The following is a 12,483-nucleotide window of genomic DNA, read 5'->3' as shown; positions in this document are numbered from 1 at the left end:
GAAAAATTATCGGGGTTCGACCGCGTCGGGCTGGGCCTCGGCGCGCTCGTCGTTAAGGGGGAAACGCCAGGCACAAGGCAGTGCCAGCAGGATCAGCAGGCCGGTGGCGATGAACACTTCGCTGATGGCCGAGGGCGTGGCGGCCGGTCCCGCGGTGTTGAGGCGGAACTCCAGCCACAGCGATGCGATGACGATGGCCAGCGACGCGACCAGACGCCGGGAAATGTTGTTCATCGCAGCGCCCTGAGTGACCATCGGCTCGGGCAAGGCATTGAGCCCCGCCGTGGTCACCGGCATGTAGGAGAGCCCGAGGCCGGCACCACGAATCATCATCAGCACGAACACCACGCCGATCGCGGCATCGGCCTTGAGCATGCCCAGCGCCAGGGTCGAAACGCCGGTCAACAGCAGGCCGACGGCGACGACGGTGCGCGGGCCATGGCGGTCCAGTGCCTTGCCGCCCCACTGGCCGAACAGACTCGCGAAGCTGGCGGTACACAGCAGCGCCAGGCCGGTCCAGATCGGGTTGTAGCCCAGCACGCTCTGCACCAGCAGCGGCAACAGCACCAGACACTCGAACATGCCGACCGATTGCACCACGGCGATGATCACGCTCAGACGATAACCGCGCAGGTTGAACAGGCGCAGATTCAGCAGCGGTGCCTGGCGACTCAACTCGACGCGGACGAACGCCACCAGACAAGCCACTGCGACCAGCACCATGGCCTGATTGACTGGATCGAGCAGCGCCTGAGCATGGTGCATGCGGCTGATGGCGATCATCAGCAAGCCGATGCCCGACGCCACCAGCAGGTAGCCGATAAGGTCGAACGGCTTGCGCTCGGCAGGTTCGGAGTCCGGCAGTACGCCGACGCCCAGCAACAGTGCCAGCAGGCCGATGGGCACATTCATGAGGAACAGCGAGCGCCAGCTGAACCACTCCAGCATCAGGCTGCCACACAGCGGACCAAGCGCCGGTGCGAGCATCACTGCTGCGCTCCAGAGCCCGGTCACCCTGCCCCGTTCGTGCTTTTCATACACCGAGAAGATGATCGCCAGCGACAACGGGATCATCAGCCCGCTGGCAACGCCCTGTACCACCCGTGCGGTGATCACCAGTGCGATGGAGTCGGCCAGCGCGCCCAACAGCGAACCGCCGATGAACAGCGCCACACCCCACAGGTACAGGCGTTTGCGTCCGATGCGCTGACTGAGGAAGCTGGTCAGCGGCATGGTCATGCCCATGCTGGTCATGAACCCGGCGACAATCCAGGTGGCCAGCAGCGGGCCGATCCTGAACGCTTCCATGAAGGTGGGCAGCGCAGGGTTGAGCGAACTATTGCTCAGGCTGACCGTCAGCGTACCGAGCAGCACGTTGAACACCACCCAGCGGCGTGGGACGTTGAAACTCATTGGCGAACCCGTTCACCGTTGCGCACGAAGTGCTGTGACGGTCTTGGATGGCAGAGAAAGTCGGCGTGGGAAATGTTGTAGCCATACGCCCCCGCCAAAGGCAGGACCAGCAGATCACCAATGTTCACGCCTTTGAGTGGCTGGCGACGGCTCAGTACGTCCTTGGGCGTGCACAGCTGCCCGACAATGGTGTAAGCCTGCTCTGACGAATCAGTGCTTTGCGGCGCAGTCGGCAGGTGGATAACCGGATGGTCATGGCTTTGCGCGACCGGCAGGCGAAACTGGTGAGTACCGCCGCGGCAGACCAGAAAATGCTCGCCGTGGCTGGTTTTGCTGTCCAGCACCTCGATGGCGTAATAGCCGCAATAGGCACTGATGAAGCGTCCCGGCTCGAAGCGCAGGATCGGCGCATCGTGCTGCTCGCCCAGGCGTTTTTCCAGATAACGGCACAGCCGCTGCCAGTCGAACTGCTGACTGTTGAGGTAATCGACGCCAATACCGCCGCCGACGTTGAAATGGGTGAGCTGGCCTGGGTCGCGGGCCAGAGCCTTCCATTCCTGCCAGCGCTGCAGGTAGAAATCGAGCAACTGCTCATGACGTTCGACCGACATCTGATGCGACATGGCGTGTACATGGAAGCCCTTGAGCGTCAGGTGGCTGGCGCTGTCCACGCGTCTGACCGCCTCGACCAGATCGGCTTCGTCAATGCCGAACGGTGTCGCGGTCCCGGCCATCGCCAACCTGCTCGACTGCGCAGCGGGCAGTTGCGGGTTGATGCGCAGGAACACCGGCTGCACGCGCCCCGCTTGTTCTGCGAGCTGTTGCAGACGCGCGATTTCGTTGAGGCTCTCCAGGTGGATGGCTTCAACCTTGTGCAGCAACGCCGAGCGCAGATCGGAATCGAGTTTGCCCGGGCCCGAGAACACGTAGGGCTTGCGTGTCGGACAGGCCATCACCCGCTCGATCTCGCCCCCTGAAGAAATCTCAAAGCCACTGACCAGCGGGGCCAGGGTTTCCAGCATCAGCGCTTCGCTGTTGGCCTTGATCGCGTAATACAGCTCGACACCTGCAGGCAGCGCCGCCATGACTTCACTGACATGCTGCTGCAGCGCGTCCAGATCGTAGACAAAGGCCGCCAGTGGATCGGTTTCCAGCGCCCGAGCCTCTCTGATGGCCGCCAGTACGGTTTCCGGCACCTTATGCATAACGTGCCTCCGTGGCCCACGGCGACGCAAGACGCACATAGTTGGCTTCGCGATCGGCCTTGGCAGCGAGCCGGACCTTGAGGTTGGTCTTGCAGGCAATCGACTGGCCTGCGATCAGCGCGTCCAGCTCGGGCGCAGGCAGCACCAGTTCGTCACGAATACGCTGCAATTGCCGCTCGACGCGCTGCCACATCAGTGGTGCCAGGTGCGGACGCTCCCAGCTCAAGGCCAGTACCGCCTCGGACAGGTTGTTGATCAGCAGGCAATAGGTAATGCGGTTCCAGCCCTGCTCGCGGCTGTAGAGCAACGACTGGCGAATTCTCGGGTGCAGCCCCACCTGAATCGCCTTGATGCCCAGCTCTTCGGTGAGCTTGACGCCTTCGAAGTCGCGCAACAGCAGCTGTTGCGGGCGTCCGTTATCGTGAATCAGCACTGCATTCTGCAAATGCGGCTCCATCACGATGCCATGGTTGAAGAACAACGCCATGACCGGGCTCAGCAGCAAGGCCTGGTACTCATCGAACCAGTCCAGCAGGTGCTGGTCCTCAAGCTCCCCACCATTGAAGCGCTCGAGGAAGTCGTGCACCAACGGGCGTGAACGCAGATCACGGGCGAACAGTGTGCCCGCCATCACGCTGCAATCGGCGCCGGAGCGGCGGCAGAAGTTTTCCCGCAGAATGGCGCCGGTCTGCTCGCGAAACCAGTGACCATCCGCCTCGCTCACGCCTTTGGGGGCCCAGCTCATCGAGCCGGGTTCGGCGACTGTAGACAGCCCGCCGAGGGTTTCCGGGCGGGTTTGCTGCAGGCGCTGGAACAGTTCGTCGATGATCAACGTGCTTTCCAGTTCATACCACGCGTTTTTCCTCACGCAGTTGGTGATTCGTACATTCAGCGAGCCCTTGATGAAGTAGTCGTGCCCCTCAATGTACCAGGTGCGCATCGACGCCGTCGGGCTGGCCAGCAGCCCACTGGCACCCAGGTCCGATATATCCCCCAGCTCAAGCAGCCTTTGCACGCGGCGGTCCTGCATGAACAGTTGCGCCTGTACCGGATGCATGCAGATCAGCGCATGCCCGGGCCGGGCCCGCGACTGGTCAGCGAAGCCTGCCATCACCTCTGCGTCGCTCAAGCCATTGGAGGTGATTCGCAGCCCTTCCAGCGGCACTTCGAACAGATGCAGCGCAGTCTGCGCCTGAAACTCCGGGGCGTAGGTCTCCTGCGCCAGATGCTCAGGCCACAGGCGCGCCTTGGGCGCCGGATGGTTGGGGTGGCCGAACCACAAACCCTGCTCACTGGCCAGATAGCCGCTGAGCGGCGCCGGGTGCTGGCCGGTCATGTTATGGGCAACGATGGCGGCAGTCAGGTGCTGGCTTTGCAGGACCTGGTCCAGCAGCTCGTCATTGCTGGCACGGGTCATGTGCTCACAGGCGGTCAGCAGTTGCCGGGCGAATTCGGCGAACGCCAGACAGCGCCAGGTGCCCTGCCCCTGACGTGCGTAGACATCGGAAAGGTAGCGATGGCTGCCCAGGTGATCGCGGCGGTCCACCAGGACAAAGAACTGCTGCTGATTGGGCAGGCTGATGGTGAGCGGAATGCCCTTCCATTGTCCGCCATCGACGAAACTGCCAGGCGCTATGCCTTGCATGCCTTCAGGCCAGGTGTAATGCAGGCACTCTTCCGGCAGTGCGAATTCCTTGATCAGGCAATTGAGTAACGCGCGAGTGGTTGCCAACTCGCTCACCATGTTTGATAAGACGGTGCGATCGGTATTAGTCATGTCTGCTCCACAGTCGCCTTTACGCTGACCGTTTAAATGACGTCGCAACAAACGTTGTTTTATCGCTTGCGGCACAACAATCGAGCTATCGAGGTGCGATAGGTTCGCCCAGCCAAATGTTGTGTGCGGTGTTGTTTCAATCGTGATATCAGTGTCACGATGATGGCTGTTTATGCCCTGCTTATTACATAGCTTTTATTTACGTAGCTGGGACAGTGCCGCCTTGAGGGCTTGTTCAAAACGCTGGATCACCAATTGGCATTGTTCCTCGGTAATGATCAACGGCGGCAATAAGCGAATGACGTTGCCATTGCGACCACCCCGTTCAAGTAACAACCCCTGTTTGAAACAATGCTGCTGAATGGCGACAGCCAGATCCGGGTCCATCGGCAGGCTGCCGAGGCGGTCCGCCGCTTTGCGCTCATCGACAATCTCGATGCCCAGCATCAGGCCGCGGCCGCGCACATTGCCAATCGCCGGATAACGTTGTTGCAACAGGCCGAGCTGTTCCTTGAGCCAGTCGCCACGTTTTGCGGCCTGGCCAGCGAGGTTCTGTCGTTGCAGCACTTCAAGGGTCGCCAGGCCGGTGGCCATGGCCATCTGGTTGCCGCGAAAGGTGCCGGCATGATTGCCAGGAGACCAGGCGTCGAACTCGCGTTTGAAACCCAGCACTGCTAACGGCAGACCGCCGCCGACCGCCTTGGACATGACGATGACGTCGGGTTCGATCTCCGCGTGTTCGAAGGCAAACATCTTGCCGGTACGACCAAAACCGGCCTGCACTTCATCCAGAATCAGCAGAATGCCGTGCTTGCGGGTAACCTCGCGAATCTGCCGCAGCCATGCCGCAGGCGCCGGATTGACACCGCCCTCGCCCTGCACCGCTTCCAGAATCACCGCCGCCGGGAGCGACACACCGCTTTCCACGTCTTCGATGAACTGGGTGAAGTAGTAACTCAGCGCTTCGGTGCCGGCCTCGCCGCCAATGCCCAGCGGGCAACGGTATTCATGGGGGTACGGCAGGAACTGCACACCGGGCATCAGATTAGCGACGGCGTTTTTTGGCGCGGTGTTGCCGGTCAGCGCCAGGGCACCGTGGGTCATGCCATGGTAGGCGCCGGAAAAGCTGATGATGTTATGCCGGCCAGTGGCGGTCTTGGCCAGCTTGATCGCGGCTTCGACCGCGTCGGCCCCGGACGGACCGCAGAACTGCAGGCAATAATCACGTCCCTGTCCTGGCAGCAGACTCAGCAACGTTTCGCTGAAGGCGTCCTTGACCGCTGTGGTCAGATCAAGGGTGTGCATCGGCATGCCCGAGGTCAGGAAGCTGTCGAGGCTGGCCATGATGGCTTCGTGATTGTGTCCCAGTGCCAATGTTCCGGCGCCGGCCAGGCAGTCCAGGTACGTGGTGCCTTCAACATCCGTGACCCACACGCCATGAGCCTTGGCTATCGCCAATGGCAACTTGCGCGGGTAACTTCTTACATTCGATTCAAACTTGCTCTGCCGGTCCAGATAGTTGGCATTGGTTTTCTGCGACGTAGTAGAGTGCAATAAGCCATTATTCAACATCTGTTAGTCCTCGCTGGATTTCCGGATGCAAATTATTATCATTTACCAAAAAGTGCAACCCAATATTTCGAAAACAAAGATGAAATTTAAATGAACTTTTCTACGTACCTGATAATGAATAAGGCACGCAGCTATACCGACAGGATTAATCGGTATGACTCAATGTGCCACTACTGAAAGTGGCCATTTATTATTTTGGCGTTATGACAAAACAGCCTATCTAAATAACAAACTGTTGTGTCGCCGTGTTGATGTTGATTATTTAATGCTGCACACAGGTTATCCCTCGATGAGGACTGCCGGTCGTTCGCTATGCACGTGAGCCCTTCCCTGGGCGTCACGTATCGACTCAGAAACCGATGGTGGCCGACAACAGATAGGTGCGCGGCGTCGACAGGGTCAGCCCCGGCTCGCTGTCATCCGACGCGCCGGCCGAACTCCAGTAGTACTTGTTCATCACGTTCTCGACGTTGGCCCGCAGCGTGATGTCCTTCTGATCGACCTTGAAGGCATACCGCGCCCCTACGTCGAAACGCTCCGATGAATCGATGCTTTTGCTGTTCGCCTGATCCAGATACTGCGAACCGGTATAGATGCCCCGTCCAGTAAGGGTCAGGCCGTTGACGCCCGGGACGTCCCATTCGGCGCCCAGATTGACGTTGTACTTGGGGGTGGCCGGTGCGCGGTTGCCGTCGAATGTGCCGTTGACGGTATTGGTCAGTTCGCTGTCGATGTACATCACTCCGCCCAGCAGGCGGAAACCCTTCATCGGCTCACCGAACATGGTCAGCTCGACACCGTCGTTACGGCGCTTGCCGTTCGGGCCGAACACACGGGAGGTGGTGTTGGTCTCGTAGGCCGGTTGTTTGATCCGGAATACGCTGGCGGTGAAGGCAAATGACCCCAGGTCATACTTGGCGCCGACCTCGACCTGACGACTGACGAACGGCGGGAAGATCTGGTCTTCGTTCACCGAGGTCGACGGAGCGATCTTGCCCTGGCTCAGGCCTTCCATGTAGTTGGCGTACACCGAAAAGTCGTCGGTCACCTTGTACAGAATGCCGCCTGATGGTGAGACCTTTTCCTCGTCGTAGGCGGTGTCGCCTTTCACGTCATCGGTCCAGTCATCAACCTTGACACGCTGCCAGCGGGCACCGAGTGTCAGCAGCAGACGGTCCTCGAAAAATCCTAGCGTGTCAGTCAGCGCCACACCGCTGAAGCGGTTCTCGGTGTAAACCTTGGAGTCGGCTCGCGTGGGGTTCGAAGGTGTCGGCGTGTCGACCGGGTTGTAGAGGTTGCTCGGCGCTGCCGCGTAGCGTGCACCACCGTTTTCAAAGTCCATGTAGAAATAGCTGGCAGCCAGATTGACCTCATGGCTGACCGGCCCGGTGTTGAACCAGCTGCGTGCGCCGGCAGTGGCGGTGCGCACATTTTCGTCACGGGTGAAATCGCGCGGCTGAACGCTGAAGTCACCCGCGTCGTTGGTGACCGATACCGCATGGCGCAGGAAGTCATGGTTACTTTTGCGCGCGCCGACACCGCCGTACAGCATCACCGAGTCGCTGAGGTCATATTCGGCATTCACTGCGCCGAAGGTATCCTTGGTGCGCGCCTTGCTCCAGGACTGCGCGTAGTTGTCGCGCACATCGTTGGCATTGGGCACCTTCGCGTTGGCACCGACCTGCACGCGTTCCTGCGGAGCATCAGTGTCGCGTTCGGTGTGCCCGATGTCAGTCGACAGACGCAGACGGTCGCCGCGGAAATCCAGGCCCAAAACGGCCATGTCGCGATCGACGCTCTGATGATCCCATTCAGTGTCGCCGGACTGCTTCACGCCGTTGAAACGAATCCCGAACTTGTCGTCTTCGCCAAACCGACGGGCTACGTCGACTGCGGCACCCACCTGCCCCTTGGAGGCGTAGCTGGTGGTGAGCTCGGTGATCGGTTTATCCGTCGCGCGCTTGGGGACCACGTTGATCCCTCCGCCGACACTGCCTCGCGGCGAAATGCCGTTGATCAACTGGCTCGGTCCCTTGAGGATGTCCACCCGTTCGGCCATTTCCATGTCGATCGTGTAAGTGGGCAGGATGCCGTACAGGCCGTTGTAGGAAACGTCGCTGTTGAACAGGCTGAAGCCGCGAATCGTGAACTGCTCGTAACGCCCGCCTGCGGGGTTGGTGGCGCGCACTGACGGGTCACTGGCGATCAGATCGCCAAGGGTTCGGGCCTGCTGGTTTTTCACCGCGTCCTTGGTGTAGGTGGTCATGCTGAATGGCGTTTCCATGAAGTCCCGGGAACCCAGCATGCCCTGCGAGCCTTTGCGTGCCACCTGACCGCCTGCGTATTCCTGACCGTCCGTGGCACCGCTGTCGCCAACGATCGACGTGGGGGCGAGTTGCAAACCTGCACTGGCGCTTTCAGGTGCCGGGATCAGCGTGTAAGCCTGCTCGCCGACGGGCATCAGCTGCAGGCCGGAACCTTGCAGCAGGCGCGCAAACCCTTCCTCGACCGCGAACTCGCCAGACAACCCCGAACTGTTTCGGCCGTTCACCAGTGCAGGGTCTACCGACAGATTGACCCCGGCCTGCCCGGCAAAACGGGTGAGCGCGGCGCTCAGGCTGCCGGCCGGCACCTCATAGGCACGTCTACCCGACGTTTCTGCCCAACTGGTCGAGATGAACAACGGACTGGAACTCAACGTCAGCAACAGGCTGAAATGCAAAAGCGGACGCAAACGGTAGGAAGACACTGCGGACATAGAGGGAAGCTCTCGTATTTTTTGTGCACTTACCTGGAATGACCAGCGAGACAAAAAAAAGGGACAGCGTTACGCACTATTTTTTGTCGAAATGTTTTTTCGAGGCACCAGGGTCACCCAGTAACGGGTACGCATCTGCACGTCCACCGGCAGACTGGCCGCCAGCAAGGACAGTACGCGGTCGGTATTGTCGAGCCTGAAACTGCCGGTCACCCGAAGGTTTTCCAGCTCAGGTTCCCAGCGCAGCAGGCCCTGGCGGTAGCGACCCAGCTCGCGCAGGAAGTCGCCCAGCGGCTGGTTCTGCGCGGTCAGTACATCGTCGCGCCAGCCAGGCAGCAAGGCGTCGAAGGCACTGACAGGACCGATGCCGCTCTGCTTCAGAGTGACCTGCTGCTGCGCATTCAAGGCCAGCACCGGCCCGCGCAGAGGGTAAAGCTGCACCGTGCCGCTGACGACCGAGACCCGGCAGTCGCTGGCGTTGAGACGCACACAGACTTCGCTCCGACCGACCACGATACGGCCATAAGGACCGTGGATGGTCAGCGGCGCGCTGCCAGGCACCTTGAGGGATATTTCGCCCCGCACAAGCGTGATTGCCCGGGCGCCCATATCCACGTTCACCGCACTGTCGGTATTCAGTTGCAAGGTGCTGCCATCGGCCAGCGACAGGCGCTTGTGCTCGCCGACTGCGGTTTGCAGGTCGGCACGCCAGACATCCAGCGGCAATTGACGCCCCAGCAGCCAGACTGCGGGGACCAGTGTCACGGCGCCCAACGCTCTTTTTAGCGTCGCGCGCCTGGCCTTGTCAGGACGATCCAGCGTCGCCATGGCCAGGTTGGCAGGCAGACCGAAAAAACGCTGACGCAGCTGTTGGGCCTTTTGCCAGGCCCGTTCGTGACTGGCGGAACTGTCACGCCAGTGTTGCAGCATGGCGTGATCTTCATCGCTGGCACCGCCGGACTCGAGAAGCGCCAGCCACTGCGCCGCTTTGCGTACGACCTCGCGTTCTTCGTTCGAAGGTGCCGGGCGAATCACCAGTCCACCAACAGACAATGCTCGTAGGCTTGCGCCATATAGCGTTTGACGGTGCGTTCAGAAACGCTCAGGCGTTCAGCGATTTCCCGATAGCCCAGCCCCTCGAGCTGACTCCAGAGAAACGCCCGGCGCACCACTGCCGACAGGCCATCGAGCAACTCGTCCAGCGCCTGCAGGGTTTCCAGCAGCAACCAGCGCTGCTCCGGCGACGGCACGCTTTCTTCAGGCAACTGCGCCAGTGCTTCCAGATAAGCCTGTTCAAGGCTGCGGCGAGTGTAGAAATTACTCAGCAGGCGCTTGCCCACGGTCAGCAGGTAGGCACGCGGCTCCTGCATATCGGCGATCTGCTGGGAGCTGGAGAGCACGCGCAGGAACGTATCCTGACTCAGGTCAGCAGCATCCCAGGCATTGCCCATGCGTCTGCGCAGCCAGCTTTCCAGCCAGCCATGATGATCGCGGTACAGGGAATGCAAGGTCTGCTGTGATAGCGTCGCTGCTTGAGTCATGTCAAAAGCCTTGAGCGATGGGATGCGCCAAATGAGACTGATTCTAATTAGTGTTATATCCCGAGTCCACGCTCTTTTTTTCAAAAGACCCATCGCCACTGCGTGAAATCGGGGCTGTCAGCCCGCAACACGTTGATCCGCGCTGCATCCGGGCGATTCACCCAGACGACAAATGAGCGCTGAAAAAGCGTCCTGCGTGTCCTGTTTGTACGTTTTCCGAGACAAAGCCTGCCAAGGATTGATCAGCCGCCCATTCAAGCTAGTGCACTCAGCGCCGCGCGATCAAGATATAGGTCTACGCCAAGCTCCGTCGTGAATCCTGACCGGGCGCGTGAAAGTGCCATGTTTGAGTTAACGCCGGGTGATCATAAGCGTCGGCCCACCGGTTAACGCACGGGCATTCTGTTAAAAGACCGCGCCGGTTCAACAATTAAAAGTGACGTCCTAATAATGCAGCGGTTAGGCGAGCTAGAAGCGTCAAGCTATCAGTCAAACACTATCTATAGCTTTTTTAAATAAATAAAGCTTGGATGTGGTCTTGATGACCTCGACCTCCACCTAAGAGAGAGTACTTGGGGCGGCCAATCCAGCGACATGTATTAACAAGGGCGCACTGTCTCGGAGCACGCGCAAAAAATGAGTGATACCTAAACAGATTGCTCGTGCTTTTATCGCATGGCCCCTGCGGTAATCCCTGAGTAGACATGATGATTTTCAAAAAAACCCTTCTTGCACCACTTTGGTAAGCCAGGCACAAAAATAGAGCGCCCTAGTTCAAAAAATAATCAAAAAAAATATTGACTTCGAATAATTCGTTAATCAATATTTAAGTCGCAAGGTGAGTACTCAACTGATACCCGAAAATGTTCGCGGTATCCAGCGCTCACGCAGCCAAGGCAGGCAAGCTCTTGAACAATAAAGTTTTCAAGTGCCCAAATATGCGAGGGATCTATGTTCAAAAAAGTTGATGATGGCAGCCTTTCCTTAGTCTTTTCTATTGAAGGCTTACAGTTTGAGCCTAATCTCACATCGTTAGCTAAATCACCCACTGGTTTTTGCCATAAGAAACTTATTTCCAGTCCCGGCCCTCTCATTTCAGACTTTGTAACTCACGAGAAAAATTTTCATTATTCTACTTATGGAATTCACGTCGGACAAGATGACCGACTCACGTTCATGGGAGATCCGATCGTTGAAATTGATGGTTTTTTCGTGGATTGTAGAGAAGGCAGTGCTACGCTTCATCGTATAGTTCGCTTGCGCTTTAAGCCCTCTTTAGAAAGACGATTGGTCATCCCCCGAGGCGTGGCGCATACATTTGATAATCTCGAAAGCATCGTGACACGCGATGAGCCTGTATGGTATGTGGATCACGACAATCCCGCATGGAATCTGGACAATGATCTGGTTTCAGTTCCTCGCTCTTCAGCGCTAGACGAGTTTCCCATCATCAGACCAAACCGGTATACATTGCCTGATGAGGCTCATCTTTTTTTGTCAAAGATATCCCAATCACTTCTTGAAAATCCGAAGTCGTACCTCGCACGTTTTTCCGTGCAAATTGCTGGCGCCAAGAAATTTGTAATGCTTGAGCCCAAGCAATGGGCAAACGATGACCGTTCATTGGCGGCGGTTGTAGAAAAAGCTAAAATCCCAGGTGTTGAAGTCAGGCGTAATCGTTACGCATTGACAGGGGGTAAATCATTTACCCTCGTACCAAATACTAATGCTTGTGTTTCAGATGTTTTGCTGCTCAAGTCAGATTACGCAGAATCCGCTGCTTACCACTGGCATGCACGCACCAGAAAAATATACACCTTCCTAAATAATGAAGGTGCTGAAATCAATCTAAGCTTTATTGACCTGAGAGAGAACTCTGAAACATTTGGACAGATGACAAACCACACAATTATTTCTGATCCCAGGATAAATATAAGAATAGAGCAAGGTATCGCTTACCGTATAACAAGCACCCAAGACATATTGATTCGTTGCGAGCATGAGGTCTTCGTTGACAAGAACGAGCCTAGAACGGATATCCCTATGTTTGGACAGGACCTTGTTCCATTATCAGATACTCTTCCTTACCCGAGAATTTCGCTCCCTACGCTACAGTGCCCGCACAGCGTAGTATATAAGATGGCAAAATTTGAACAGCATAACTTTACCTGATTTGGGTGTGCACACACTTGCTTTTCTCATAACGATGGAGATTCA

General features: G+C 58.0%; 8 protein-coding genes. 1 reads left to right on the top strand and 7 read right to left on the bottom strand.

The features are described 5' to 3' along the window. Nucleotides 1-6 precede the first annotated feature (6 nt). The 7 genes from GE543_RS01040 to GE543_RS01010 all read right to left on the bottom strand — a co-directional run bounded on the left by GE543_RS01040 (nucleotide 7) and on the right by GE543_RS01010 (nucleotide 10,266). Entirely contained in the window at nucleotides 7-1,413 is a 1,407-nt protein-coding gene (locus GE543_RS01040) for a DHA2 family efflux MFS transporter permease subunit (protein WP_046270168.1), read from the bottom strand. Then, the gene (locus GE543_RS01035) at nucleotides 1,410-2,618 is read right to left on the bottom strand and encodes a type III PLP-dependent enzyme (RefSeq protein ID WP_153220239.1); all 1,209 of its coding nucleotides are present in this window, start codon (nucleotides 2,616-2,618) and stop codon (nucleotides 1,410-1,412) included. Before GE543_RS01035 ends, GE543_RS01040 begins: the two co-directional genes overlap by 4 nt. After that, a complete protein-coding gene (locus GE543_RS01030; protein ID WP_153220237.1) occupies nucleotides 2,611-4,395 on the bottom strand; it encodes an IucA/IucC family siderophore biosynthesis protein in 1,785 nt (594 codons plus the stop codon). The genes GE543_RS01035 and GE543_RS01030 overlap by 8 nt, the downstream gene beginning before the upstream one ends. Nucleotides 4,396-4,590: 195 nt before the next feature. Continuing rightward, on the bottom strand, nucleotides 4,591-5,967 hold the full coding sequence (locus GE543_RS01025; protein ID WP_153220235.1) for a diaminobutyrate--2-oxoglutarate transaminase: 1,377 nt from the start codon (nucleotides 5,965-5,967) through the stop codon (nucleotides 4,591-4,593). 349 nt (nucleotides 5,968-6,316) lie between these two features. Continuing rightward, nucleotides 6,317-8,725, bottom strand: a complete 2,409-nt coding sequence (locus GE543_RS01020; protein ID WP_046235574.1) for a TonB-dependent receptor — start codon at nucleotides 8,723-8,725, stop codon at nucleotides 6,317-6,319. A 69-nt stretch (nucleotides 8,726-8,794) separates the two neighbouring features. Continuing rightward, complete coding sequence (locus GE543_RS01015) at nucleotides 8,795-9,760, bottom strand: FecR domain-containing protein (protein WP_368988529.1); 966 nt, start codon at nucleotides 9,758-9,760, stop codon at nucleotides 8,795-8,797. Continuing rightward, the gene (locus GE543_RS01010; RefSeq protein WP_003318943.1) at nucleotides 9,757-10,266 is read right to left on the bottom strand and encodes a sigma-70 family RNA polymerase sigma factor; all 510 of its coding nucleotides are present in this window, start codon (nucleotides 10,264-10,266) and stop codon (nucleotides 9,757-9,759) included. Before GE543_RS01010 ends, GE543_RS01015 begins: the two co-directional genes overlap by 4 nt. 951 nt (nucleotides 10,267-11,217) lie before the next feature. Between GE543_RS01010 and GE543_RS01005 the strand changes: the two genes are divergently transcribed. Beyond that, nucleotides 11,218-12,438: a dTDP-4-dehydrorhamnose 3,5-epimerase family protein gene (locus GE543_RS01005; protein WP_153220233.1), complete on the top strand. Its 1,221-nt coding sequence runs from the start codon at nucleotides 11,218-11,220 to the stop codon at nucleotides 12,436-12,438. The last annotated feature ends 45 nt before the right edge of the window (nucleotides 12,439-12,483 follow it).

The organism is Pseudomonas sp. SZ57 (genome assembly GCF_009495975.1).
Classification (GTDB): Bacteria; Pseudomonadota; Gammaproteobacteria; order Pseudomonadales; family Pseudomonadaceae; genus Aquipseudomonas; species Aquipseudomonas syringae.
Note: the sequence above shows the minus strand (reverse complement) of the source record. Positions and strands in the feature narration are given on the sequence as shown.